At 63.7% G+C, this 26,385-nt stretch carries 17 protein-coding genes and 8 pseudogenes; 18 read left to right on the forward strand and 7 right to left on the reverse strand.

The features are described 5' to 3' along the window. Positions 1-3: 3 nt before the first annotated feature. From ACTGJ9_RS23350 to ACTGJ9_RS23370, 5 genes and pseudogenes are all read left to right on the forward strand, one after another. A complete protein-coding gene (locus ACTGJ9_RS23350; RefSeq protein WP_456673013.1) occupies positions 4-1,593 on the forward strand; it encodes an ABC transporter substrate-binding protein in 1,590 nt (529 codons plus the stop codon). Positions 1,594-1,650: 57 nt separating this feature from the next. Next, on the forward strand, positions 1,651-2,574 hold the full coding sequence (locus ACTGJ9_RS23355; RefSeq protein WP_456678599.1) for an ABC transporter permease: 924 nt from the start codon (positions 1,651-1,653) through the stop codon (positions 2,572-2,574). Then, a complete protein-coding gene (locus ACTGJ9_RS23360; protein ID WP_456673014.1) occupies positions 2,571-3,392 on the forward strand; it encodes an ABC transporter permease in 822 nt (273 codons plus the stop codon). The genes ACTGJ9_RS23355 and ACTGJ9_RS23360 overlap by 4 nt, the downstream gene beginning before the upstream one ends. After that, positions 3,389-4,366: pseudogene (locus tag ACTGJ9_RS23365) on the forward strand (ABC transporter ATP-binding protein). Before ACTGJ9_RS23360 ends, ACTGJ9_RS23365 begins: the two are co-directional and overlap by 4 nt. Then, positions 4,359-5,410: pseudogene (locus tag ACTGJ9_RS23370) on the forward strand (ABC transporter ATP-binding protein). The pseudogenes ACTGJ9_RS23365 and ACTGJ9_RS23370 overlap by 8 nt, the downstream one beginning before the upstream one ends. Positions 5,411-5,545: 135 nt before the next feature. Here the strand turns inward: ACTGJ9_RS23370 and ACTGJ9_RS23375 are convergent. Together ACTGJ9_RS23375 and ACTGJ9_RS23380 are read right to left on the reverse strand one after the other, a co-directional pair. Next, a pseudogene (locus ACTGJ9_RS23375) lies at positions 5,546-6,816 on the reverse strand (IS110 family RNA-guided transposase). 534 nt (positions 6,817-7,350) lie between these two features. Continuing rightward, positions 7,351-7,875: a hypothetical protein gene (locus ACTGJ9_RS23380; protein WP_456673015.1), complete on the reverse strand. Its 525-nt coding sequence runs from the start codon at positions 7,873-7,875 to the stop codon at positions 7,351-7,353. A 267-nt stretch (positions 7,876-8,142) separates the two neighbouring features. Here ACTGJ9_RS23380 and ACTGJ9_RS23385 point away from each other — a divergent pair, with 267 nt between their 5' ends. Further along, positions 8,143-8,334 carry a hypothetical protein gene (locus ACTGJ9_RS23385; protein WP_456673016.1) on the forward strand — a complete coding sequence of 64 codons (192 nt, stop codon included), beginning with the start codon at positions 8,143-8,145 and terminating at the stop codon, positions 8,332-8,334. Positions 8,335-8,510: 176 nt separating this feature from the next. On the opposite strand, the pseudogene ACTGJ9_RS23390 reads toward ACTGJ9_RS23385, so the two are convergent. Further along, positions 8,511-9,127, reverse strand: a pseudogene (locus tag ACTGJ9_RS23390) (LysR family transcriptional regulator). Between the two features lie 128 nt (positions 9,128-9,255). On the opposite strand from ACTGJ9_RS23390, the gene ACTGJ9_RS23395 reads away from it, so the two are divergent. Then, complete coding sequence (locus ACTGJ9_RS23395) at positions 9,256-9,648, forward strand: RidA family protein (protein ID WP_456673017.1); 393 nt, start codon at positions 9,256-9,258, stop codon at positions 9,646-9,648. A gap of 47 nt (positions 9,649-9,695) precedes the next feature. Continuing rightward, positions 9,696-10,400, forward strand: a complete 705-nt coding sequence (locus tag ACTGJ9_RS23400) for an L-2-amino-thiazoline-4-carboxylic acid hydrolase (protein WP_456673018.1) — start codon at positions 9,696-9,698, stop codon at positions 10,398-10,400. A gap of 280 nt (positions 10,401-10,680) precedes the next feature. Here the strand turns inward: ACTGJ9_RS23400 and ACTGJ9_RS23405 are convergent, their stop codons facing one another. The 3 genes from ACTGJ9_RS23405 to ACTGJ9_RS23415 are packed head-to-tail and all read right to left on the reverse strand — an operon-like array spanning position 10,681 to position 14,255. Continuing rightward, positions 10,681-11,709: an ABC transporter permease gene (locus ACTGJ9_RS23405; protein WP_456673019.1), complete on the reverse strand. Its 1,029-nt coding sequence runs from the start codon at positions 11,707-11,709 to the stop codon at positions 10,681-10,683. Positions 11,710-11,721: 12 nt separating this feature from the next. After that, complete coding sequence (locus tag ACTGJ9_RS23410; protein WP_456673020.1) at positions 11,722-13,224, reverse strand: sugar ABC transporter ATP-binding protein; 1,503 nt, start codon at positions 13,222-13,224, stop codon at positions 11,722-11,724. Between the two features lie 8 nt (positions 13,225-13,232). Further along, positions 13,233-14,255 carry a sugar ABC transporter substrate-binding protein gene (locus ACTGJ9_RS23415; RefSeq protein ID WP_456673021.1) on the reverse strand — a complete coding sequence of 341 codons (1,023 nt, stop codon included), beginning with the start codon at positions 14,253-14,255 and terminating at the stop codon, positions 13,233-13,235. Positions 14,256-14,956: 701 nt separating this feature from the next. On the opposite strand from ACTGJ9_RS23415, the pseudogene ACTGJ9_RS23420 reads away from it, so the two are divergent. The 9 genes and pseudogenes from ACTGJ9_RS23420 to ACTGJ9_RS23460 all read left to right on the forward strand — a co-directional run bounded on the left by ACTGJ9_RS23420 (position 14,957) and on the right by ACTGJ9_RS23460 (position 24,111). Continuing rightward, positions 14,957-15,329, forward strand: a pseudogene (locus ACTGJ9_RS23420) (DUF2946 family protein). 87 nt (positions 15,330-15,416) lie between these two features. Continuing rightward, positions 15,417-17,493: pseudogene (locus ACTGJ9_RS23425) on the forward strand (TonB-dependent receptor). Then, positions 17,466-17,756, forward strand: a pseudogene (locus ACTGJ9_RS23430) (TonB-dependent receptor domain-containing protein); the annotation flags it as partial. The pseudogenes ACTGJ9_RS23425 and ACTGJ9_RS23430, both read left to right, overlap by 28 nt. Before the next feature lie 198 nt (positions 17,757-17,954). Further along, complete coding sequence (locus tag ACTGJ9_RS23435) at positions 17,955-18,470, forward strand: copper chaperone PCu(A)C (protein WP_456678600.1); 516 nt, start codon at positions 17,955-17,957, stop codon at positions 18,468-18,470. 31 nt (positions 18,471-18,501) lie between these two features. After that, on the forward strand, positions 18,502-19,020 hold the full coding sequence (locus tag ACTGJ9_RS23440; RefSeq protein WP_456673022.1) for a YcnI family copper-binding membrane protein: 519 nt from the start codon (positions 18,502-18,504) through the stop codon (positions 19,018-19,020). Beyond that, positions 19,020-20,582, forward strand: a complete 1,563-nt coding sequence (locus ACTGJ9_RS23445; RefSeq protein ID WP_456673023.1) for a copper resistance CopC/CopD family protein — start codon at positions 19,020-19,022, stop codon at positions 20,580-20,582. The genes ACTGJ9_RS23440 and ACTGJ9_RS23445 overlap by 1 nt, the downstream gene beginning before the upstream one ends. Before the next feature lie 146 nt (positions 20,583-20,728). Then, entirely contained in the window at positions 20,729-22,048 is a 1,320-nt protein-coding gene (gene proS / locus ACTGJ9_RS23450) for a proline--tRNA ligase (RefSeq protein ID WP_456673024.1), read from the forward strand. Positions 22,049-22,121: 73 nt separating this feature from the next. Further along, on the forward strand, positions 22,122-23,402 hold the full coding sequence (locus ACTGJ9_RS23455; protein ID WP_456673025.1) for a lipoprotein-releasing ABC transporter permease subunit: 1,281 nt from the start codon (positions 22,122-22,124) through the stop codon (positions 23,400-23,402). Positions 23,403-23,409: 7 nt separating this feature from the next. Next, complete coding sequence (locus ACTGJ9_RS23460) at positions 23,410-24,111, forward strand: ABC transporter ATP-binding protein (protein ID WP_456673026.1); 702 nt, start codon at positions 23,410-23,412, stop codon at positions 24,109-24,111. A 127-nt stretch (positions 24,112-24,238) separates the two neighbouring features. On the opposite strand, the gene ACTGJ9_RS23465 is transcribed toward ACTGJ9_RS23460, so the two are convergent. After that, complete coding sequence (locus ACTGJ9_RS23465; protein WP_456673027.1) at positions 24,239-25,318, reverse strand: quinone oxidoreductase family protein; 1,080 nt, start codon at positions 25,316-25,318, stop codon at positions 24,239-24,241. Positions 25,319-25,427: 109 nt separating this feature from the next. On the opposite strand from ACTGJ9_RS23465, the pseudogene ACTGJ9_RS23470 reads away from it, so the two are divergent. Next, positions 25,428-26,200 (forward strand): annotated as a pseudogene (locus ACTGJ9_RS23470) (helix-turn-helix transcriptional regulator). Positions 26,201-26,385 lie beyond the last annotated feature (185 nt).

The raw sequence follows: 26,385 nt of genomic DNA on the forward strand, positions 1-26,385 counted from the left end.
CACATGATGCTCAGGATGATCGCGATCGTCGCGGGTTTGGGTCTGGCGCTCGCCGGATCAGCGGAGGCCCAGACACCGCGCAAGGGCGGAACCATCCGCATGACGGCGCCCTATGGCTCGAGCTTCACCAGCCTGGACATCCACACCACCCAGCGAGCCCAGGACGAGATCTACGCCAAGGCCCTGCATCGCTCGCTCTACATCTGGGATTCCGCCGAAGGAAAGCCGGTCCCGGAATTGGCCAAGGAGGTCGTCGTCTCCGGCGGTGGTCTCGTCTATACCTTCAAGCTGCGCGACGACGCCTATTTCCACAATGGCCGCAAGATGACGGCTGACGACGTCATCTGGTCCTACAACCGGATCATGGACGGCACCAAGGCCTTTCCCGGCGCACGCTATGTGCGCATCATCGAAGGCGCGGCCGCGGTTGAGAAGGGCCAGGCGAAGGAGATCTCCGGCCTGAAGAAGATCGACGATTTCACCGTTGAGATGAAGCTGACCGAGAAGGTCGATCCGGCGTTCTACCTGTTCACCGCACTGACCTCGATCTATCCCGCCGACGAGGCCGCCAAGGACAGCTTCATCCAGCACCCGATCGGTCTCGGACCGTTCAAATTCGTCGAGCACGTGCCGGGATCGCGCATGGTCCTGGAGCGGTGGGACCGGTTCTACAAGCCCGGCAAGCCCTATGCCGACAAGGTCATCGTGTCGATCATGGGCGAGGCCGCGGCGCGCGATGTCGCCTTCCGCAACAAGGAGATCGACACCTCGGTGCTCGGGCCGGCGCAATACGTCGCCTATCAGGCCGACCCCAACCTCAAGGGCACCATCGCGGAGGTCGCCGAGGTGTTCACGCGTTACATGGGGATGAATCCCGCATTCAAGCCGTTCGCCGACAAGCGCGTCCGGCAGGCGATCAACTACGCGATCGATACCGATTTGATCATCAACAAGCTGGTCAAAGGCAAGGCCTATCGCGCCACCAGCTGGCTGCCGCTGACCTCGACGGCCTACGACAAGGCGATGAAGCCGTACCCCTACGATCCCGCCAAGGCCAGGCAGCTGCTCGCTGACGCCGGCTATCCCTCCGGCTTCGAATTCGAATGGACCACCAGCCAGAATGAAAGCTGGGGCCTGCCGATCGTCTCGGCGGTGATCCCGATGCTGGACAAGGTCGGCATCAAGGTGAAGGTCAAACAGGTCGAGACCGCGGTGCTGTCGGAGGTGGTTCGCTCCGGCGACTACCAGGCCTTCATCTATTCCCAGCAGACCGGCCCGGATCCCCAGGCTGCCCTGAAATGCTTCCACTCGTCGACCCCGCCATCGGCCTGCAACTACATGAATTTCAAGAACGCCGAGTTCGACAAGATTCTCGACGAGGCAGGGCAGGCTGACGATTCCGCAAAGCGCGTCCAGCTGCTGCAAAAGGCCAATGCGCTGCTCTACGACGAGGCGCCGGTCTGGTTCTTCAACTACAACAAGGCGGTCATGGCCGTGCAGCCGTGGCTCCACGGCGTTCAGCTGAACGCGACGGAGCTGACTCACCAGAACGTCGAGGACCTCTGGGTCGACGAGACCTCGCCCGCGAAGTGACACGCGTTCTCGTGCTCCCTCCATCGCAGTGAACGATGGGGGAGGAAGAAAGTGCCGATGCTCTCCTTCCTGATCCGTCGCCTGCTGCAAACCATTCCGACCGTGCTCGCCGTCGTGGCTCTGGTGTTCGTGCTGTTCAGCGTCGTTCCCGGCAGTATCGTCTCGTCCATGAGCGACGACGCCGATCCCCAGGTCGAGCTGCGCCTGAAGAAGCAGCTCGGCCTCGACGATCCCGTCTATGTGCGTTTCGGCGCCTATATGGCCAAGCTTGCCACCGGTGATTTCGGCACGTCGTTCCGGACCCGCGAGCCTGTTACGACCATGATCGCCAAGCGGGCCCGGCCGACGCTGCAGCTGATCTTCACCGCCATGGCCTTTTCGGTTCTGCTCGGCGTGCCGCTCGGCTTCATCGCGGCATTGCGGCCGGGCGGTCTCGTCGACACGCTCGCGATGGTCGTGGCGGTGTCGGGCCTGTCCATCGCCAAGTTCTGGCTTGGACTGGTGCTGATGTATCTGTTTGCGTTGAAGCTCGGCTGGCTGCCGAGTTTCGGCTATGGCGATGGCGGCCTGAAATATCTGCTCTTGCCGGCCGTGACGCTCGGCGTCTCGCCGATGGCGCTGTTTGCCCGGACGACGCGCGCTGCGGTGCTCGAGATCATGACGGCCGATTTCGTCCGCACCGCGCGCTCCAAGGGCATGAGTGAGACCCGCGTCGTGAAGTGGCATGTGATGCGCAACGCGCTTGTCATCATTCTCACCACCGTCGGCCTGCAGTTCGGCGGGCTGATGGGGCAGGCGGTCGTCGTCGAGAAATTGTTCTCGTGGCCGGGCATCGGCTCGCTGCTGGTCGACAGTGTCCTGCAGCGCGACCTTCCGGCCGTCCAGGGCTCCATTCTCGTGGTGGTGCTGGCGTTTCTCGCGATCAATCTGCTGATCGACGTGCTCTATGGCGTGATCGATCCCAGGATCAGATACGCATGAAGCTGCGCGCCAATCTCATCATCGGCGGCGCGTTGTTCGCGCTCGCGATCCTGGTCGGCGTGCTCGCGCCCTGGCTGGCGCACACAGATCCCGTCATGGACGCCAACCTCATGAACGCGGAGGAGCCACCGAGCTGGATCTGGTGGTTCGGCACCGACGACCAGGGCCGCGACATCTATTCCCGGGTCGTCTACGGCGCGCGTGTCTCGTTGACGGTCGGCATCGTCTCGCAGCTCATCAACAGCGTCATCGGCGTGGCGCTGGGCCTGAGCGCCGGCTATTGGGGCGGCTGGTGGGACGACGTCGTCAACGCCCTGACCAATGTCATGCTCGCGATCCCTTCGCTGATCTTCGCGTTGGCCATCATGGCGGTGCTTGGACCGGGCCTGACCAGCCTGCTGATCGCGCTGGGGCTGACCAACTGGTCCTTCACCTGCCGGATCGCGCGGGCCTCGGCGCTGTCGCTGAGGAGCCAAGGCTATGTGCAGGCCGCGACCGTGCTCGGTTACGGCGATCTGCGCATCATGATCACGCAGCTGTTGCCGAACATGCTGGGGCCGATCGTCGTCATCGGCACGCTCGGCATGGGCAGCGCAGTCCTCTCCGAGGCCGCCTTGTCGTTCCTCGGGCTCGGCGTCCGCCCGCCGTTTCCGAGCTGGGGCAGCATGTTGTCGGACGCCCGTGACCAGATCACGACGGCCCCGTGGCTCTCGGTGTTTCCCGGCCTCGCCATCTTCCTGACGGTGCTCGGGCTCAATCTGCTCGGCGACGGCCTGCGCGATATTCTCGACCCCCAATCGCGGAGCCGGCGGACATGACCGGCGCGCCGCTGATCGAGGTCGAGGATTTGCGCATCGATCTCGACGATGGATCGCGGCGCGTTGCGGCGGCCGAGGGCATTTCATTCCGCATCGATCGCGGCGAGACCTTCGGCCTGGTCGGCGAATCCGGCTGCGGCAAGAGCATCACGGCGCTCGCTTTGATCGGCCTGCTGCGGCCGCCTTTGTCGATTGGCGGCGGCGTCGTCCGGTTTGACGAACGGGAGATCCAGCACCTGTCCGCCGCCGCCCAGCGGGATCTACGCGGCAATCGCATCGCCATGATCTTCCAGGAGCCGATGACGGCGCTGAATCCGGTCTCGCCGGTCGGACGGCAGATCGCGGAGATGTTCGTGCTGCACAAGGGCAAGAGCTGGCGTGAGGCCAACCAGCTCGCGGTCGAGGCGCTGGCGAGCGTCCGCGTTCCCGCGCCCGAGCGGCGCGTGCACGACTATCCGCACCAGCTCGGGCGGCATGCGCCAGCGCGTCATGATCGCCATCGCGCTCGCCTGCGGCCCGGATCTCCTGATCGCCGACGAGCCGACCACCGCGCTCGACGTGACCGTGCAGGCCGAAATCATCGAGCTGATGCGCAATCTATGCGCCGAACGCGGCACGGCGATCCTGATGATCAGCCACGATCTCGGCCTGGTCGCTAATGTCTGCCGCCGCGTCGCCGTCATGTATGCCGGCCGCATCGTCGAGGAGCGCGGCTCAGCCGACATCTTCCGCGCCCCCTCGCATCCTTATACGCAAGGCCTGGTTGCCTCGCTGCCGCGGCTGGGAAGCCGTGCTGCGCTCGGCCGGAGCAGGTTGAAGGAGATCGCGGGCGTCGTGCCGGCGATCACCACTTCCCGGAGGGCTGCCGGTTCAACCCGCGCTGTACGCAGGCGACTGAGATTTGCCGGAGCGTGGCGCCGAATGTGGAGTTTCTGCAGGCCGGCGGTCTGGTGAGGTGTCATCACCATGCATGAGCCCAAAGACAGGTCGGGTGAGGGCAGGCCGGACGACGATCTCATTCTCAGCGTCGAGGATCTCGCGGTGCATTTTCCCCTGGGCGGCGGCTTGTTCGGCCGCGGCCAACGGCTACTTCGTGCCGTCGACGGCGTCGATCTCAGGCTGAAGCGCGGCGAATGCCTCGGGCTCGTCGGCGAGTCCGGTTCGGGCAAGTCGACGGTCGCCTTGTCGATCCTGGGCCTGCTGACGCCGACGCGCGGCCGCATCGTGCTGGACGGGCAGGTCGTGACGGACAGGCCGTCTGTGGACCGGAAGTCATTGGCCCGCATTGTCCAGATCGTCTTTCAGGATCCCTACGCCTCACTCAATCCGCGCCAGACCGTGCGCCGCACATTGAAGATCCGCTGCGCGTGCATGGCGTGACCGCAAGCACCGAGATCGAGGACCGCGTCGCGACCATGCTGCGGCACGTGGGCTTGCGGCCCGAGCAGGCCGATCGCTACCCGCATGAATTCTCCGGCGGCCAGCGCCAGCGCATCGGCATTGCGCGTGCGCTGATCCTCAACCCCAAGATCGTCATCTGCGACGAACCCGTCTCGGCGCTCGACGTCTCGATCCGCGCCCAGATCATCAATCTCCTCTTGGAATTGAAGGACACGCTCGGCCTCTCCTACATCATGATCAGCCACGACCTCGGCGTGGTCGAACACATGAGCGACCGGGTCGCCGTGATGTATCTCGGCCGCATCGTCGAGAACGGCGACTGGCGCGAAATTTTCGAACGCCCGGCGCACCCCTATACCCAGGCCCTGATCGCCGCCATCCCCGATCCCCTGCGCCATGCCCCGATGGCGACGACAGGCGGCGATCTTCCCAACCCGCTCAATCCGCCGAACGGATGCGCGTTCAGCCCACGATGCCGGTATGCCGAAGCGGTGTGCCGGAGAGAGCCGGGTCCGTCGCTGGAGACGCGTGCGGACGGTCATGCGGTGAGGTGCTGGCGAGCGGATGAGATTACGGGGCAGGCGGCATTCGCTTCGAACGAGAGCGAGCACTTCTAGGATGGTGGGTGCGTCCGTCTTGGCATGCTATCTCCCCATCGTCATTGCGATCGCAGCGAAGCAATCCAGAATCCTTTCGCGGTGACAGCCTGGATTGCTTCGCTGCGCTAGGAAGAAACGGTTGGTCGTTTGGCGTCAGGCGGCCTCCGCTATGGGCTGGAGTTGAACGGCGAAGCCGAGCTTTTTGAGACGTGCGACCAGTCGGCTTGCTTTGACCTCGGTGGGCCGGCGGTCGAAGTAGTCGGCGCCGAGGTCATGGTGCTCCGTGCCGTTCTTGAGGATGTGATAGATGGCGGTGAGGATCGAGGCGGCGACGGCACAGATGGCTTTTTGCGGCCCGCGTTTGGCCTGCAAGCGGAAGAATTGGGCTCGGTAGTAGCTGTTCTTTGCGCGCTTGGCGGCCCAGGCACATTGAACGAGCATGGTCTTGAGCCACGGTGCCCCTTGCGCAGGCGCGAGGACTTGCGCTTGCCGGCGCTCTCGTTCTGCCCGGGACACAGTCCGGCCCAGGCGACGAGATGGCCGGCGGTCTGGAAACGGCTCATGTCGGCGCCGATCTCGGACAGAATGGCTGGCGCCGCCACTGCGCTGACCCCGGGAATCGTGGTCAGCAATTCGATCAGGTGGCGAAAGGGGGTTTTGCCGCCATCGATTTCCGCTTCCATGCCCTCGATCCGCTGAGCGATTTCGGCATCGAGCTTGCGAATCGTTTCATCCAGACCATCCCATTGGCGCAGATGAAGCGCGAGCAGGAAGCGGTGGTGATCCGTCAGGCGCCCGTGCAACGCATCGTAAAGCTCCTTTGGCGACGCCTTGATCTGCTTGCCGGCAAGCTCGGCCAGCTTGTTCGGCTGCCGCACGCCCTCGATCATCGCCTGGATGATCCGCCGCCCGCTCGCGCCCATGATGTCGGAGATTACCGAGCCGAGCTTGATGTTGGCTTCCGCCAGCGTCTTGTCGATCCGCTGCACGTGCCGCGTCTGCTCGCGCACCAGTTGCTTGCGCGTCCGCGTCAGCGCGCGCAGCTCCTGCACCTCCTCCTCCGGAATGAAGCTGCCCTTGATCAGCCCGCAGGCCAACAGATCGGCAATCCACATCGCATCGTTCATGTCGGTCTTGCGTCCCGGCACGTTCTTGATGTGCGCTGCATTGGCGATGATCAGGTCAAAGGCGCCTTCGCCCAGGATCCGGAACACCGGCATCCAGTAGACTCCCGTCGCCTCCATCGCCACATGCGTGCACCGGCATTCTTCCAGCCACCTTCGCAGTTCCACAAGCTGCTCCGTCGTGGCCAAAAAGGTCCGGCACTCCCGCTGCGCCTTGCCATCGACCATGATCCGCACACAGGCCACGACCGTGTCCCTGTGCACGTCCAGGCCTGCCACCCGCTCGTACAAAATATCCATGCTTCTCTCCTCAACATTTGGCGCCGGCGGCATAGGCGCCTGTCAGAAAAGAATGCTAGGAAGCGTGCTCCAGAGCCTTGCGGCTCCTCCGCGCCAGTGTGGGTCATCCAGGCAACCCGGGTCCAACTCGCAACCGGGCTCTCACGCACCAGAGAGTAATCGACCTCTTTGCCGACGGCGCTCCAGTCTACCGCCTTCGCCCACCCGTGAAAAGTTTCATTCAGCGCGCGTCGGCTCCTCAAGCCGGTCCCAACTCGCAATGACGAACTCGGTTGAGCGAGCGTCGCCCCATCACCGTCATCCTGAGATGGCCGCGTCTTCAGCGGCCCTCGAAGGACGACGGCTCGGCTGGCAGTTCGGCCGTTCATCCTTCGAGGCTCCGCATGCGAACGCTTCGGGATCAGGGGCGGGCGGAAGTCCTTAGATCGTCGCGTCCACTCCACTGGGGCTGTCGTCGCTTTCTTCGGTACAGCGGCCGTACTTTAGACATCAAAGGTCCGCCGCGGCGAACCTTTGATGAAACCCAAGATCAGACTATTTCTGGTCGACGTTGCTGGTCCCTGAGCCCGGGGTGCCGATCGGCAGGCCGTTGGCCGCATGGCCGACACCGACGCCAGGTGCGCTGACAGCGCCCGGAGTTTCCGACTGAGGAAGTGTCTTGTTGCCGGTTCTGGCTTGCTCGGCCGGGCTGATGGAGTTGCCGTTGCGGTTAGCCGCCGCCGTGGAATTGCTCGAAGCTCCGTTGCTTGTGTTGCCCGGCGCGGTCCCGTTCGGGGTCGCAGACTGGATGTTGGGATCTGTTGCCGAGGTGTTGGTGTGAGCGCCGGTGTTGTTACCGCTCGTGCCCATACCGGATGGTCCCGATGGACCGCCGTTCGCGCTGGGCGAGGTACCGGTGCCGGTTCCTGCACCGGCGGCGCCTGACGACGATGATCCGCCACTCGCTGCGGCGCCACCGCCGGCACCGCCACCTCCACCTCCGCCGCCTCCACCCTGAGCCAGCACGGGTGTTGCGATGGTCAAGGATAGCGCTGCGGCTAGAATAGCTTTCCGGTTCATGACCTTCTCCCTGGTGAAAAGCGTCAACCGCGCCCGCTCAATGATAGTTCCTAGGGGTTCACTCCCTCGGGGAGCTGCTACCGACGCCCACATCATCCTGCTCTTGTTTTGCCGGAGGTGTCAGGCGGCATCGGCTCAGACTGAGGACGGGCATCTCTAGGATGGAGAGGACGTCCGCGAGGCTGAAAGTCTGGCCAGACTTTCAGCCGCCCTCAATTCGAACGATTTGGCCATCTGCTGTTGCGCAACAACGAGCGACCGTTCGAAATGAGCCTGCGCCTGCTCGACGTCAGGCGGATCGAGCGCCAGCGCCACATCTCCGGCGATGCGGCAGGCTTCCGCCTCCTGCCAGCATCGTTGATCAGCAGCAATGCGTCGTCACTGCAGCGTTGCGCATCATCTAGCCGCCCGATCCGGGCGTATGTCGCGCCCAAAGCGGTGAGGTACCACGGTGCGTAGGCTATCGGGCCGGTGGACCGCATGGCCGAGATCCCGGCCTCGATGATGTCGGCGGCGGCGCGGTCCTGCCCTCGAGCGCGAACATCCGGCCGTGCTGGAGCTTCGCGTAAGCGTCCCAGAAACGTGCACGACCCGTCAAACGTCGCCCCGGCAAGGCCATGGATTAGCGGTCAAGCCTATCGTCTGATGTCGACTAGACGAGGGCGGCGGTTTGCGAGTGGGGTCTCGGACGGCAGGGCGCGCAACCATTGGCGGAAGCTGGCGATTTCAGGGCAATCCGCCGTGCCTTCAGGCGCGATCAGCCAATCGCCCAAGCCCTGATCGACTCGCTCGCAGCGATAGCCCGGATGGTGGCCGAGACCGCGTGCGATCAGCAGGTCGACCTTGCCCTCGACCAATTCATGCAGGCCGGCCGGGTGCAGCACCCGCAAGCCGATCTCCGTATGCGCGCTGCGAAACCGCGCCAGTTCGAGGCGGCGCAGGTCGAAGCTGCCATGGACTCCCAATTGCAGCAGCGCCGCGCCGGCCGGCTTCAATTGCAAGGTCGCCTCCGCAATGTGGCGAAAGCCTTCGGAGACCCCGGGCAGATAGGCCTGCCCGGCCGCGGTGAGGATGAGCTGCTTATGCAGCCGATCGAACAGTTGCACGCCGAGGCGCGCTTCCAGCGCTTTCACTTGCTGTCCCACGGCGGCGGGTGTCACGTGCAGCTCGTGCGCGGCAAGCTTGAAGCTGAGATGCCGGGCGGCAGCCTCAAAGCGCGGAGCGCGTTGAGGGGTGGAAGGGTGTAGGTCATCGCGCACCAGTTTGACACCGATAGGCCGCGGCCTTGCAATAGATTTTCTTGCGCTGAGCTGCAGGAATGATGCTTTGCGCGACGCCGATGCCGCCGGATACGGTCGGCCCGCACTCCGGAGAAACCCCATGCCCGCAGCTCACATCGTCAGTTACAATCCCGCAACGGTCCATGCTCCTGCCGGCGGCTACAGCATGGGACTCGAATTGAAGCAGCATCGCCGCTTCTTGTTCGTCAGCGGTCAGGTCCCCGAGACATCCGACGGCACCGTGCCCGAAGGTTTTGAGGCGCAATGCAAGCAGGCCTGGCGCAACGTGATCGAGGTGCTCGCCGCCGCTGGGCTTGGCGTCGAGCACCTGGTCAAGGTCACCACGTTCCTGACTGATCGCAATCAGGTCGTGGCCAACCGCACCATTCGTCGCACGATGCTCGGGGAACACCAGCCAGCGCTGACGGTCGTGATCGTCGAGACCGTCGACAGCAAATGGCTCCTCGAGATCGAGGCGATCGCCGCGGAGTGAAGCCGGGTTGGCCGATCGTGCAATGAGCCAATCATATCAGGTGTCCAATGGCTGAGAACATCCATCCCTTCTACGAGACGCATCGGGGCGCAATGCAGGCCGCCATGCGCCATCGACTCGACCTTGCCGATGCAATGTTGCGGGAGCGCGCGCATCTCACCGGGATCGACGGGATCAGACGGGAGGTGATGGACGAGTTCGAGATCGTGCTCACCCAGATGCCCTATGTCGGCGGCGCGGCAAGCCGCATGAGCGATTTCTTCATGCGTCTGATGGGTTTTATGGCCATCAGTCGGGTCCTGCGACGGCACGGCGTGCCGGTGGCCGTGATCGGCGAGATCGAGCGGGAGACCTACAAGGCGCAATTGCTCACCGTATCAGAAGCGGAACGCCTCGCCTCGGGGCGTCAATTCATGTCGTCCGAGAACCAGGCTCTGCTGTGCGAGCAGGCGGCAGCAAGCGCCACTGAAAGCCATCAGAAGGATTTTCCGGAAGATTTCGTCTATGACTTCGTGGAGCCCGGTCCGGACGACAACTTTGAATTCGGTATCAACTACAAGGCTTGCGGCTTCTGCAAACTCGCGGCGCGCCATGGCGACAAGGAAATCCTGCCGAACATCTGCGGGCTTGATTTCGTCGCCTACGCAGCGCGAGGCATTCGCCTGGAAAGGACACAAACGCTAGCGGGCGGCGCGAACCATTGCAATTTTCGCTTCTCGCGGCTGCTGTCTGAACAGAAGACCGGGAGTTAAGCAGCTTCTCTGCCGCCGCCGCGTCGTCATTGCGAGCGCAGCGAAGCACTCCAGAATCTTTCCGCGGCGGCAGGCCGGGTTGCTTTCCTGCGTCGGCAACCACGGTGTGCGGGACACGGTCCTGACCTCACTGACGCACACCGCGATGATGACATCGTGCTCCTGTTTTGCCCGACGTGTCAAATGCCGCTGAGGCGACGGCTCAAGCCGCTCCGCAGCAAATTCCCCAATGCTTCTTACTGTGCATGGGGTTGTTTTCGCGGTTTTGTTTTGGGGCGGGCTACTCCGCCGCTTTTTCTCGCAAGCGCTGCGCATAGACGTTGATGATCAGCGCCGCCAGCAGGATCAGGCCGCGGATCAGGATCTTCAGGAAGCTGTCGATGTTGACGTGGTCGAGGCCGTTATTGAGAACACCGAGCACGAACAGCCCGACGATGGTGTTGCCGATGCCGCCGCGGCCGCCGAACAGGCTGGTGCCGCCGACCACGACGGCGGCGATGGAGTCGAGCAGGTAGGTGTCGAACTCGTTCTGCTGCGCGCTGCCGAAATGGGCGACGCCGAGCATGCCGCCGACGCCCGAGCACACCGCGGAGATCACCATCACCGCGCCGAGGATGAGCTTAACATTGAGGCCGGAATATTCGGCCGCCTCGCGGTTGTCCCCGACCATGTAGACGTAGCGGCCGAACCGCGTGTAGGTCAGCACCAGATGGCCGCCGAGCAGCATGACGGCCGCGACGATCACGATCCAGGGGATACCGCCGATCGATCCCGAGCCGAGCGTCGTGATCAGGCTCGGTACCTTGTAGGCGATCTGGCCGCGCACGAGCAGCGCCGAGATGCCGGCCGCGATCTGCATCATCGCCAGGGTCATGATGAAGGAGGGGATGCCGATCACGGTCAGCCCCAGCGCGTTGACGAAGCCGAGCGCCGCGCAGAGCAGGATCGCGAGCAGGATCGCGGCGGCGCCGGGAAGGGGGATGTTTGGAATGTTGACGTAGGATTCTTGCAGCGTGAAGTAGGCCACCGCAATGCCGGTGACGTTGGCGATGCCGGCAATCGACAGATCGATCTCCGCGCACAGGATCACGAAGGTGAGGCCCACGGCGATGATGCCTGTGACCGACACCTGCGTCAGGATGTTGCCGAGATTGTCGACCGTCGCAAAGGAGGGGCTGGCAAGCGCGAAGAAGCCGGACAGGAAGATCAGCGTCAGGAACGGCGCGATGTTGCGCATCTGCGAGCGCAGGAAGGGCGCAAGGCCCCGTGCGCGCTGGCCCGCTGCTGGAGCCGTCTCACTGCTCGCCATGGTGCTTCTCCGTCACGCCGCTTCCAGCAGGCGGTCCTTGCTGACCGGCTCGTTCTTGAATTCCCGCACCAGTGCGCCGCGCTTGAGCACGAGGATGCGGTCGGCCAGCGACAGCACCGTCTCCGGCTCGGTCGACAGCACGATGATCGCGAGCCCCTTGGCGCGGAGGTCGCGGACGATGTTGATGACGTCGTTCTTGGCGCCGACGTCCATGCCGCGGGTCGGCTCGCACAGCACCAGCAGCTTTGGCGGATAGGTCAGCCATTTTGCCAGCGCGACCTTCTGCTGGTTGCCGCCCGAGAGCATGCCGAGATCGAGGCCGACCACCGGCGGCCTGATCTGCAGCTGCTCGACCTGACGCTGCGCGATATCGCGCTCCTGCGCCGGCTTGAGCAGCAGCGACGAGATGCGGTCGAGAATGCTGATCGATATGTTCTTGTAGACCGGCTCCTGGTGGAACAGCATGGCGCGCCGGCTTTCCGGCACCAGCGCCACGCCGGCGCGTCGCGCCGCCGCCGTGCTGGCAAATGTCCTGGGCTTGCCGTCGACGGCGAGCGTGCCGCCATCCGGCTTCAGCTTGCCGAACAGGATGCGCGACAGCTCCTGCTGCCCGCAGCCCATGAAGCCGTAGATGCCGAGCACCTCGCCGGCGCGGGCCTCGAAGGAGACCTCTTGCAGGCTGCGCGCAAGCGACAGCTGGTCGACCTTGAGCACGACCGAGCTGTCGCTCGGCCGCGGCAGCATCAGATCGTCGCTATAGCTGTGCTCGAGCGCTTCGCCGCCGCGACCGATCATGGCCTCGATCAGCGCGCCCTTGCTGGTCGCGGCGCTCGCGGTCTCGGCGACCTTGCGGCCGTTGCGGAACACGGTGACGGTGTCGGACACGCGAAGAATGTCCTCGATGAAATGCGAGATGAAGACGATGGCCGTGCCTTGCTCCCGGAGCCGCTTGAGCGTCGCGAACAGCCGCTCGACCTCGGGTGGGGAAAGGGCGGAGGTCGGCTCGTCCAGGATGACGATGCGGGCGCCCGAGAACAGCACGCGGGCGATCTCGATCAGCTGCTGCAGCCCGATCGGCAGGTCGCCAAGCCGCGACATCGGATCGACGTCGATGCCGAAGCGAGCAAGCTGCTCGCCGGCGTCGTGCGCCATGCGCCGCCATTGCACGAGGCCAAGCCGGTTGGTCGGCTGGTTGCCAAGAAACACGTTCTCCGCGACCGTGAGATCGGGCGCGACGCTGAGCTCCTGATGCACCATGGCGATGCCGGCCGCGTGGGCGTCACGTGCCGAGCGGAAATGCGTCTCCTGTCCGTCGATCAGGAAGCGGCCGGAGAACTCGGTGTGCACGCCAGCGATGATCTTCATCAGCGTGCTTTTTCCCGCGCCGTTCTCGCCGACGAGACCGTGGATCTCGCCGGGAAGAAGCGCGAAGTCGACACCACGAAGCGCTTCGACGCCGCCGAAGCTCTTCGTGATGCCCTGGAGTTCCAGGATGGGCGAACGACCCTCAGGCATGGAGAATTTCAGATCAGGAAGTGATCTTCCATCCACTGCATGCCGGGGGCGTTGGCCTTGGTCACGACCGGGCCGTCGGTGACGACGTTCTTGGGGATGCCTTGGCCGCTCTTCTCGCCGCCGACCACCGCCGCGACACCGGCGATGATCGCGCCGCCGTGGATGCGGCAGGACGGATTGCGAACGGTCGCGAACATGCGGCCCTCGCTCACCGCCTGGATCGCCGGCGGCATGGCGTCGACGCCGCCGATCAGGATGTTGGTGCGGTTATGCGCCTTCATGATGTTGGCGGCCGCAAGCGCCATGTCGTCATTGTGGAAGAACGCCGCGTCGATCTGCGGGTACTTGGTCAGATAGGTTTCCCACAGCCGCGCCGTCTTGGAGACGTCCCAGTCGGCCGGCTGGGTGTCGAGCACCTCGATGCCGGGGAATTGCTTGATCACGTTGTTGAAGCCCTTGGCGCGACCCTGCGCGCCGGTGTGGCCGAGTGCGCCCTGGGTCATGATGATCTTGCCCTTGCCGCCCATCGCGTTGCACAGGGCCTGCGTCACCGAGGCGCCCATGAATTCGTTGTCCGGGGCGAGGAAGGAGTGGACGTTGATCTGGTCGAGCGGCGCAATCAGCGTGTCCATGTCGATGACAGGCGTGCCGGCGTCGATCATCTTCTGCACGGGCTGGGTGAGGGTGCCGATGCCGAAGGCCTGGATCGCGACGAAGTCCCATTTCTGCGAGGCCATGTTGTCGATCGCCGCGCGCTGCTTCACTGCGTCGAGCTGGCCATCGAACCAGGTGACCTCGACGTTGAACAGCTTGCCCCAGAATTCCGCGGCCTGCTTGCCCTGTGCGCACCAGGTCGCCTGAAGGCCGGCGTTGGAGAATGCCGCCTTCAGCGGCTTCTCGGATCGTCCGACTTCGGTTGCCAATGCCGGGTTTATGCCCATGCTGCCGAGGATGGCTGTTGCGGCGCCGGCGGTCGCCGCCGCCTGAAGAAGATCACGCCTCGTCGTCGAGAAATCTTTCGTCCCGGACATCGCTCGCTCCCATATATTTTAGCGTCGGTGCGTCATTGATTGCGCTACCGATGTGGAAAGTGTCTCACAATCGAAGAGTTCACGCCACCCAATCTGCTGACGCGCGGGATATCGCCTCCGTCGGGATGCTCGCGCAGCAGACGTTGATAAACCAGCGGCGTGAGATCCGGGCCGCGCGAGGCCGCGATCTAAAAACTGTGTTCGATTGGATGGGGCGTTCATCGGCGCATCAGCCGCTCAAGTCAAAAAAGAGCGGGGCCCTAGCCCCGCTCAAAAATTGTGTCGACCCTATTATCCCCGATTCTAAGATTTGATCTTGATTGGCGGGGCGACGCTGCATTTTGCGCGCCAGGGGCTCCTCCCGAGACTTGGACCACCAGACTTTGACCTCGCGGCTAGCCTGAGCAGGGGGATGCTAGATCAACTTTTCTCACTTGTCATCATTTTCGGCAACGATTGTTCAAAATTCGAGCAGTTGACGAAATGATCGGGCTTTTAAGCCTATAAGCATATGACAAACATAAGAAATCTGTGGATGGGCAGGCCGGCGCGAGTGCCTCAATTGCCGGACGAAGCCCCCAGCTGGGACTCTCCGGGCACAGTTTTCGAGAAACTTGCGCGACCCCAACAAGGCTGACGAAGTGACCTCGACTCGGGACGGGGGTGGTGTTTAGTTGGCAGACGAACGGATGGTTCGGCGGATGCGCGCTCGGCTGCAAAAATTCTTACCGTTGGTCCTGCTCGCTCTGGCGATGCAGGTGCTGGCGCCGATTGCCGCCTGCTGGGCGGCCGGCCAGGCCGTTGCCGATCCGCTTGGCACCGGCGTCATCTGCCACACCGTCAGCGAGCAGGGTACTCGAACGACCAGAACGGGGCGCCGACCGCACATGCCGGCGCCTGCGCGCTCTGCTGCCTGGCGCAGGCTAACGCGTCCTGGATTCGCAGTCGCAAGCGACGCCGTCCGTTCCCTTTCGCCACGCCGAGCGCGTGGTGTGGCACGAGGCGGAGGCATCCGCTGTCGCTGCGCATAGCGGCTCAAGCGCCCAAGCCCGGGGACCTCCCCACTTTTCCTGACGACCCTTCGTGATCGCCTCGGGTCATCCGTTGGCGATTGATGTTGTCGAATGGCCGGAAGAGAAAGCCGGCGTCAGGAATCCCCAAATGTTACCTCGTCATGCCCGCTGCGGCGTGAGTGTCGTTGCCGTTCAGGCCGCGCTGCTTGCCTCGTCGAGCGGCGTTTTCGCCCAGAGCAGCCCAAAGGAGCTGCCCGCGGTGACCGTCGATGCACCTGCGACGGTGAAACCCAAGCCGCGCAAGCCGGCGGCGCAAACCGCTGGCGCCAGGAGAAATTCGGCAAAGCCTGCGATCGAGCGACCGGCCTCGGTTGCGGCTGACCAGGGCGCGGGTGGCGCCCGGGCGTCGCTGGATCAGCCTGAGGCGGTAGCCCGCTATCAACTGCCGCAGCGGTCCTTCAGCATCACGGCAAAGCAGGTCGACGAGACCATCAACCTCAAGGACCCCGAAGACGCCGTCAAATACATGCCGAGCCTGTTCGTGCGAAAGCGCAACGACGGCGACAACCAGACGGTGCTGGCGACGCGAAGCTGGGGACTGAACTCCAGCGCGCGGACGCTGATCTATTACGACGATCTCCTGATCTCCGCGCTGATCGGCAACAACAACTCCGGCGCCTCGCCGAAATGGAACCTGATCTCTCCCGAGGCGATCGGGCGGGTCGATTTCCTCAACGGCCCGTTCGCGGCCGCCTATCCCGGCAATTCCATCGGCGGCGTGCTGCTGATCACCTCCAAGATGCCGGACAAGCCGTTTGCGGTCGCCAAGGAAACGGTCTCGGTGATGCCGTGGAATCAATACGGCACCAAAGATACCTACGTGACGAGCCAGACCAGCGCAGCTGCAGGCAATCGCGACGGCAAGCTATCCTGGCTCGTCACTGCAAATCATCTCGATAGCTACCAGCAGCCACTGACCTACACGACCTTTGGCACCGTTTTTGGTGTCGGCCCGGCAAATACCAACGGAACCATTGGCGCATGGAACAGGACGGGCGGCGTTGCGAACGTCATTGGCACCGGCGCGTTGGCGCATTCACAGCAGACGTCCGGGAATCTTAGAGTTGCCTATGATATATCGCCGTTCGTGCAGGCGACCTACTCGCTGGGCATCTGGAATAATCACCAGACCTCCGATCCACAGACATATTTGTCGTCGACGCTGAACGGGCAACCAACTTTTGGCGGTCAAGGTGCGTTTGCAAACAATAAGTACATTTGGGATCAGACGCATTTGAGCAACGCTGTATCGCTCAAGAGCGACACCAAAGGCGCTTTCGATTTCGATCTTTCAGCGTCGAGCTACAACTACTTGGAAGATATCCTCCTCAATCCGTTCACCGTGACTCCGACCGGGGTCGGCTATTCGCTGAACGGCAAAATTACCCGTAACGATGGTACGAACTGGCAGAATGCTGATGCCAAAGGCATCTGGAGGCCGTTCGGCATCGATGGTCCTCACGAGCTCAGCTTCGGTATCCACGGCGACCGGTATCGGTTGGAAAACCCGGTCTATTTGTCCTCGGTCTGGTACGCGACGTCCTCGACCGGCACCGGTCAGCTTTTCACCACTGGCGTCGGCGAAACCCGTACCGGTGCTCTTTGGCTGCAGGACGCCTGGAAGATCGTTCCCAATCTGAAGCTGACGCTGGGCGGGCGGCTCGAGACCTGGCGCTCACTGGATGGTTTCAATATCAACTCCAATCCGACTGTCACGAGCGGTATCCCGGCGGCGCCGATTCCGGTCTTCGCGCCAGTCCCAAAGAACCAACCAGGACTCAACTCGACCAACTTCTCGCCGAAAGCCTCTCTCTTATGATCTCAGCAAGGAGTGGAACGTCACCGCGAGCTTTGGTGAGTCGTATCGCTATCCGACTGTCACCGAACTATATCAGAACATAACGGTTGCCGGTGTCGCGACGTTCGCTAATCCCAACCTGAAGCCTGAACAGGACTTCACCGGTGAATTGAACGTTGAGCGGAGATGGAATGATGGCCGTGTCAGGCTGACGCTGTTCAAGGAGAGGACCAACAACGCAATCATCTCGCAAACCACGAACGTGACCAATTCGACGGGTGGTCAGACTCCACGACGACCATCGGCAACGTCGACGCAATCCGGATGCAGGGGGTCGAGATGTCGGCCGACAAGGATAACGTGCTGATCAGTGGGTTGCAGGTGTTTGGCAGCATAACCTATGTGGACTCTCGGATTCTAAGCGATCCGACGTTTGTCAGTACGATCGGTGGCACAACCGCGACCGGCAAGCGCGTGCCCAATGTTCCAGAATGGCGCTCCACACTGGGGGTCACCTATCGGCCGAACGACAACTGGGCCTATACGGTCGCCGGGCGCTACACCGGAAAGCAATATGCGACGCTCGATAACACCGACACCTTTGCACACGTTTATCAGGCCTTTGACCCGTTTTTGGTGTTCGACATGAAGATTCACTACAAAGCGACGCAGAACTTCTCGTTCGATTTCGAATCGACAACATCTTCAACGCGCAATACTTCCTGTTCCATCCGTTCCCGGGACGAACGTTCGTTCTCGCCGGCAAGTACACGTTCTGACCAGCGGGACACTCTCAACGGCGACAAGAAAGACAATCGACATGAACAAATCTCACGCATCTTCGCGCTCGCAGCGCTCTCAGCTGTGGTGATCGCAGCTCCCGTCCGCGCCGAGGATATCAAGGCGGGCGACCTCGTCATCTCGCAAGCCTGGAGCCGGGCGACCCCGAGCGGCGCGAAGGTCGCCGGTGGCTTCCTGACCATCGAGAACAAGGGCTCGGCGCCCGACAAGCTCGTCAAAGTGACCGCCGAGATCGCCGGCAAGGCCGAGGTCCACGAAATGACGATGGACAACGGCGTCATGAAGATGCGCCCGGTGGACAAGGGCCTCGTCATCGAGCCCGGCAAGACCGTGAAGCTCGCCCCGGGCGGCTACCATCTGATGCTCCAGGATCTCAAGGCCCCGTTCAAGGAGGGCGAGAAGGTGCCGGTGACGCTCGAGTTCGAGAAGGCCGGTAAGGTCGCCGTCGCGCTCGATGTCCAGGGCGTCGGGGCGCAGGCGCCCGGCGGCGGTGGAAGCATGATGATGAAGAAAATGCCCGACCATTCGGGAATGAAAATGTGAAGCGCGTGATCTAACCTCCGGGAGATCGAGCATGTCGAAGACACCCTGGCTGATCCTGATGGCTGCGCTCGCCGCATCGCCTGCGGCGGGACATGTCTATCTGGAAGGTAAGCAAGCCACGGTCGGTGCGTCCTACAAGGCCGTCTTCGCCGTGCCGCACGGCTGCTCCGGCTCGCCGACGGTCAAGATCCGCGTGCAGATCCCCGAAGGCGTCATCGCGGTGAAACCGATGCCGAAGGCCGGCTGGAACGTCGATACCGTCGAGGGCCAGTATGCCAGCGCGTACGACTATCACGGCAACAAGCTGACTTCGGGCGTGAAGGAAGTGGTCTGGTCCGGCGGCAAGCTGCCGGACCAGAATTACGATGAGTTCGTCTTCAACAGCTTTCTCACCGACAGCTTGAAGCCCAACACCACGCTGTATTTCCCGGTGGTGCAGGAATGCGAGAAGGGCGTCAGCCGCTGGATTGAAATTCCGGCTGAGGGGGCAGCGCACTCGCATGAGGACAAGTCGCCGGCGCCCGGCGTGAAGCTGCTGCCCAAGCCGTAATGCGTCGTCTCGCTGCGCTCGCGATGCTGCTCGCGGTCTCCGGCGGTTCGACCGGCGCCTCGGCGCACGCGGCGCTGATCTCGGTTGAGCCGGCGAATGGCAGCCTGCTCCAGAGCGCGCCCAAGGCGGTTGAGCTGCGCTTTAACGAGGCGGTGACGCCGGGTGCGATCCAGCTGATCGACGGCGCGGGCAGGGCGCGCGACGATGCGCGCATCACGACATCGGGCGAGAGCATTTCGGTTGCGATGCCACCGGACCTGCCGCAGGGCACGGCGGTCGTGAGCTACCGGGTGATCTCGCAGGACGGCCATCCCGTCGCGGGATCGGTGATCTTTTCGGTCGGCGTGCCGACCGCCACCCAGCCGCCGGCCAATGTGGACGGCGGCGTGAATGTGTTGATCTGGCTTTCGCGGATCGGCCTCTATCTCGGGCTTTTTGTCGGTGTCGGCGGCGTGTTCTTTGCCCGCTGGATTTCGTGGTCAATGGCGGGCATGAGCGTGCCGCGCGCAGCGCTCGCGATCGGCTTTCCGAGCGCCGTTATCTCAGTGGGCGTGCTGGGGCTCGATCTCCTTGGCCTACCGCCGGCAGCACTCGTGACCGCGGCTCCCTGGACAATCGCCTTCGCGACCAGCGCTGGCCCCGCCTTGCTCGTCGCCATTGTGGCGATGCTGCTCGCGCTGATGGCGCTGGGCCTCGCGTGGTACGGGCGCGCTCTTGCGGCCCTCGCGTTCGTCGGCGTCGGCTTGTCGCTCGCCATGACCGGGCACGCCGCGACAGCGCCGCCCGAAATGCTGACGCGGCCGGCGATCTTCTTTCACTGCCTCGGCGTCGCCTTCTGGATCGGAGCCCTGGCGCCGCTGACCGCGTTGGTGTCGAAGCCGACGGCGGGCACGCTGCCCCTCCTGAACCGCTTCTCGCGCATTGCCATGCCGGTGGTCGCCGCGCTGGCGTCGACCGGCCTGCTGCTTGCGATCATCCAGCTCGAAAAGCTGTCGGCGCTGGTCGAGACCAGCTACGGCATCATCCTTTCGGTCAAGCTGGGATTGGTCCTGTGTCTGCTGGCGCTCGCCGCGGTCAACCGCTTCCGATTGACACCGGCTCTATCAGGGGATCACAAGGCCGCGCCTGCGCTCAAGCGTTCGATCCTGCTTGAATGCGGGGCCGCGCTCGGCATCTTCGCCATCGTTGCCGGCTGGCGCTTCACGCCGCCGCCGCGGACCATCGTTCCGGAGACGCCGCTGGCGATCCACATCCACACCGATAAGGCGATGTTCCAGGTGCTGGTGTCCCCCGGCAAGGCCGGCTTGGATGATTTCGTGCTTCAGCTCATGACCGGCGAGGCAACGCCGCTGAAGGCCAAGGAGGCGACGCTGACGCTCAGCCTGCCCGAGCGCGGCATCGAGCCGATGGAACGCGACGCCGAACTCGGGCCTGACGGCTATTGGCACGTTCGCAAGGTCGAGCTGCCCTTCGCCGGCCGCTGGCATGTGCGGATCGATGCGCTGGTGACCGATTTCGAGAAAGTCACCCTAGAGGACGAGCTCGACGTCGCGCCGCCATAAGTCGGTACGGTTCAAGTCGAACCTGAAGTCGACGGAAAAATGACAGGAATTCCGCCGCGTTAGCGGCTTTTCCTCATTCCCGGTCTTGTGTTTTCGCTCCCAATCCGGTTTCACTGCGGGCCATCACTGATTCCCAGAGTATTGCCATGCGGTTGTCGCAGTTCTTTCTGCCCATTCTGAAGGAAAATCCGAAAGAGGCGGAGATCGTCTCGCATCGGCTGATGCTGCGCGCCGGCATGATCCGGCAGGAAGCGGCCGGCATCTATGCCTGGCTGCCGCTGGGCTTCCGGGTGCTGAAGAAGATCGAGCAGATCGTGCGCGAGGAGCAGGACCGCTCCGGCGCGCTGGAACTGTTGATGCCGACGCTCCAGCTCGCCGACCTCTGGCGCGAGAGCGGCCGCTACGACGCCTATGGCCCGGAGATGCTACGCATCGCCGACCGCCACAAGCGCGAGCTGCTGTACGGGCCGACCAACGAGGAAATGATCACCGAGATTTTTCGCGCTTACGTGAAGTCCTACAAGAACCTGCCTCTGAATCTCTATCATATCCAATGGAAATTCCGCGACGAGCAGCGTCCGCGCTTCGGCGTGATGCGCGGCCGCGAGTTCCTGATGAAGGACGCCTATTCCTTCGATCTCAACGAGGCCGCCGCGCGGGTCGCCTATAACAAGATGTTCGTCGCCTATTTGCGCACCTTCGCGCGGATGGGGCTGAAGGCGATCCCGATGCGCGCCGAGACCGGCCCGATCGGTGGCGACCTCAGCCACGAGTTCATCGTGCTCGCCGAAACAGGCGAATCCGGTGTGTTCATCAATCGCGACGTGCTGAACCTGCCGGTGCCGGGCGAGGACGTCGACTATGACGGCGACCTGACCCCGATCATCAAGCAGTGGACCTCGGTCTATGCCGCGACGGAAGACGTTCATGATCCCGCGCGATTCGAGCAGGAAGTGCCCGCGGACAAGCGCGTGAACACCCGCGGTATCGAGGTCGGCCAGATCTTCTACTTCGGCACCAAATATTCCGAGCCGATGAAGGCGATGGTGGCGGGCCCGGACGGCGTCGACGTGCCGATCCATGGCGGCTCCTACGGCGTCGGCGTCTCGCGCCTGCTCGGTGCCATCATCGAAGCCTGCCATGACGATGCCGGCATCAAATGGCCGGAGGCGGTGGCCCCGTTCCGTGTCTCGATTCTCAACCTCAAGCAGGGCGATGCGGCGGTCGATGCGGCCTGCGAGAAGCTCTATGCCGAGCTCCAGGTCAAGGGCGTCGATGTGCTCTATGACGACACCGACCAGCGCGCCGGCGCCAAATTCGCCGCCGCCGACCTGATCGGCATCCCCTGGCAGATCATGATCGGGCCGAAGGGCCTGGCCGACGGCAAGGTCGAGATCAAGAAGCGTAGTGACGGCTCCCGCGAGACGATGTCGCCAGCGGATGCGGTCGCCCGCCTGGTCGGCTGAATATTGTTCATCGCCTGATATCGCGGCCGCCAATCCGGCCACAATTGACCCCGAATCATGGGACTATCGAGCGATGGATGAAACCATGACCGAAACCGTTCAAACCGCGCCTTTCGCGCCTTTCGAGTGGATGCTGTCGGCGCGCTATTTGCGGGCGCGGCGCAAGGAGGGATTCATCTCGGTCATCGCCGGATTCTCGTTCCTCGGTATCATGCTGGGCGTCGCCACGCTGATCATCGTCATGGCCGTGATGAACGGCTTCCGCAAGGAGCTGCTCGACAAGATCCTGGGGCTGAACGGCCATATCCTGGTCCAGCCGCTGGAATCGCCGCTGACCGACTGGAAGGACGTGGCCGAGCGCATCAGCCAGGTCCAGGGCATCCGGCTGGCCGCCCCCGTGGTTGACGGCCAGGCGCTGGCGTCCTCGCCCTGGAACGCCTCGGGCGTGCTGGTGCGCGGCATCCGCTCCGATGACTTGAATAACCTCACCTCGATCGCCAAGAACATCAAGCAGGGCTCGCTCGAAGGCTTCGATGACGGGCAGGGCGTCGCGATCGGCCGCCGTCTCGCCGACCAGCTGTCACTGCATGCCGGCGACAGCGTGACATTGGTGGCGCCGAAGGGCGCGGTGACGCCGATGGGCACCACGCCGCGCATAAAACCGTACAAGATCGTCGCCGTGTTCGAGATCGGCATGTCCGAGTACGATCTCGGCTTCGTCTTCATGCCGCTCGCCGAAGCGCAGGCCTATTTCAACCGCAGCAACGACGTCACCTCGATCGAGGTGTTCACCACCAATCCCGACAAGATCGACTCATTCCGCAAATCCGTGACGGAGGCTGCGGGCCGACCGGTGTTCCTCGTCGACTGGCGGCAGCGAAACTCGACCTTCTTCAACGCGCTCCAGGTCGAGCGCAACGTGATGTTCCTGATCCTGACGATGATCGTGCTGGTCGCCGCCCTCAACATCGTCTCCGGCCTGATCATGTTGGTGAAGGACAAGGGCAGCGACATTGCGATCCTGCGCACGATGGGCGCTTCGCAAGGCTCGATCATGCGGATCTTCCTGATCACGGGCGCGTCCATCGGCGTGGTCGGCACGCTGGTCGGTTTCTTTGTTGGGCTGGTGATCTGCCTCAACATCGAATCGATCCGGCAATTCCTGTCCTGGTTGACCAGCACCGAGCTGTTCTCGCCGGAGCTCTACTTCCTGTCGAAACTGCCCGCCGAGATCGACATCGGCGAGACTACGGCCGTCGTCGTCATGGCGCTGACGCTGTCGTTCCTGGCGACGCTCTACCCGTCGTGGCGTGCCGCGCGCCTCGATCCGGTCGAAGCGCTGCGGTACGAGTGAGGGGCTGATGGAGCAGCAGGGGGCGGAAGATGTACCGGTCATCTATCTCCACGAGATAAAACGGCAGTACCTGCAGGGCGAGGCGGCGCTGACGATCCTGGACAATGCCAAGCTCGCGCTGTGGGCCGGACAGTCGGTCGCGCTGGTCGCGCCGTCGGGCTCGGGCAAGTCGACGCTGCTGCACATCGCGGGTCTGCTCGAAGCGCCCGATTCCGGCGAGGTCTACGTCAATGGCGCGCCGACCTCGCAACTGCCCGACATCGAGCGCACCCAGTTGCGCCGCACCGACATCGGCTTCGTCTACCAGTCGCACCGGCTACTGCCGGAGTTCTCGGCGCTGGAGAACGTCATGCTGCCGCAGATGATCCGCGGCCTGAAGAAGTCCGAGAGCGTCAAGCGCGCCAAGGAGATCCTTGGCTATCTCGGCCTCGGCGACCGCATCACGCATCGTCCGGCGGAGCTGTCGGGCGGCGAGCAGCAGCGTGTCGCGATCGCACGGGCGGTCGCCAATGCCCCGCGGGTGCTGTTCGCGGACGAGCCGACCGGCAACCTCGATCCGCACACTGCCGACCACGTGTTCCAGGCCCTGATGCAACTGGTCAAGGCGACCAAGGTCTCGATGCTGATCGCGACCCACAACATGGAGCTCGCCGGCCGCATGGACCGGCGCGTGTCGCTGGCCGACGGTCAGGTCATCGAGCTCGAGTAAAAGCGCGAAAACAACCCCATGCACAGTAGACGGCCGTTGCCGGCCACGGTCGAGGTGACGTCCTCCAGTGACTTGATCGATCAGGCAAACCCGCTGCAGCAGCGCATTGCCGCCGCGGGCAGGCCGATTACGGCCGGATCACCGTCAATTTGAACGGTCCGCTGTTGGCGGCGGCGTGGGCGACGGCGTCATTGACGTGGTCGAGGTCGAAATCCGTCGTCACATAGTCGTCGAGCCGCAACAATCCTGCGCGCACCAGCGCAATCAGGCGGCTCGCCGCATCCGGCGGATACATCCAGACGCCGTGGATGGAGATGCAGTTGCGCATCAGCCAGGGGTAGGGCAGTTCGAGGCCGGGACCGCCTGCCATACCGACGCCGCCCATCAGCACGACGCGGCCGTGGGCGCGCACCGTCATGACCGCCGCCCGCACCACGCGCGTGCTGACCGAGGGCGGCATGATGTCGAACACGCAGTCGATCGGACCGGGCGCGGCGCGCTTCATCGCCTCGCGGTCGTCGTCCTCGTTGCCGGTGAGCCTGACCGGCTTCACCCGTGCGCCGAAGCGACGGACGAGATCGGCCAGCACCTTTTCGTTGCGGCCGGGCGTCACCACGCAGGCTGCGCCCATCGCGAGTGCGACGGAGACGGCCGCGCTGCCGAAATTGCCGGTGGCCCCGCTCACCAGCACGGTCTCGCCCGGTTGCAGGTTTGCGGCAAGAAAGCCGCCATAGGGCACCAGCGCCGTCCCGAGCGCGCACCATTGCGAGGCTTCTTCGGACGTGATCGCGCCAAGGCGCTTCACGTTCTCGGTCGGCACCCGCATCTGCTCGGCATAGGAGCCGTGGCGAAAATGCTGCTGCAGGCGCATGCCGCCGGGGCCCGCCGCTGTGAGCCCCTGCAGGGCGATGTCGGGCGCCACGACATCGTCGCGCGACCGCACCGTCGGGTCGGAGAACACCCAGTCGCCAATGCCGAGCCTGGTTGCGTCCGGACCGATCGCGCGCACCCGGCCGATGCCGCCAGGGCCCGGGATGACCGGCAGGTCGAGCGCATAATTGCGCTCACCGCTGAAGACCTCGTTCATGTAGGACAGGACGCGCGTGGCGACGACGTCGACGATGACCTCGCCGGTGCCGAGCACCGGGTCCGGAGCATTCTCGATCACCAGCGGGCTTCCAAAGGATTTGAGTACGGCAGCTTTCATGTTCTCACCTCGAAGTCGGGTGACACCGATATGCGCCGGGTTTGACGGAACAAGAAGGCCTGGTATTATCCTAGTATTATAAAAACCCTCCATCGCGGGAGCACACGCCATGGCCGACCCACGCCGCGTCGAATTCGGCGATTTCCTCCGCTCCCGCCGCGAAAAGCTATCGCCGAAGACCGTCGGCCTTCCCGCAGGGACGCGGCGGCGCACCGCGGGCTGCGCCGCGAGGAGGTCGCCCAGCTCGCCGGCATTGGCGTCGACTGGTACATCCGCCTCGAGCAGGGCCGCACCGTCAGCCCGTCGGTCACGACGGTCGATGCGCTCGCGCGTGCGCTACGACTGAGCAAGACTGAGCATTCTCATCTAAAGGCGCTGGCGCGCGACGGCGCGAGAGGTGCGTTCACCCGCGAAATGGTGCCGCTGCCGATTCTGCGGTTGCTCGAAAGCCTGCCGCATCCGGCCTACATCACCGGGCGGCGCTGGGACGTGCTGGCCTGGAACGAAGCCGCCGAGGAGATTTTTGCGTTCGGCCGGTTGCCGGAGGAGGATCGCAACACGCTGCTGCTGATGATGACCAACAAGCGGACGCGAAAATCCTACGGCGCAGGGTGGGCCGATGTCGCCAAGCGCATGGTCGCGATGTTTCGCGCCACCCACGACGTCTGGGCCGGCGATCCCGCCTTTGCGGAATTGCTGAGGCGGTTGCGCGAAGGCAGCCCCGAATTCGTGAAATGGTGGGGCGCGCACGAGGTGCATGGCACCTTGTCGGGCCGCAAGACCATGACCCATCCGACCAAAGGCGTACTGCATTTCGAGCACACGAGCTTTCAGGCCAATGACGATCCCGCGTTGAAGCTTGTGATCTACACGCCGGTGTGAGGACGAAGACCACGGGAACCTGCGTCGACCTCCGCGACCACGGCGCCGAGACTGAGCACAGCCTCGTGCGATGTGGCGACGTGCCTGCAGGCGGGGCAAAAGATCGCGCACCATCATTGCGGTCAACGCAAAGTAATGTTACAGTCGGTAACATTAGCTCGCGTGGAAAGCGAGGTCGGCGAGGG

The organism is Bradyrhizobium sp. RDM12, assembly GCF_051917485.1.
Taxonomy (GTDB): domain Bacteria; phylum Pseudomonadota; class Alphaproteobacteria; order Rhizobiales; family Xanthobacteraceae; genus Bradyrhizobium.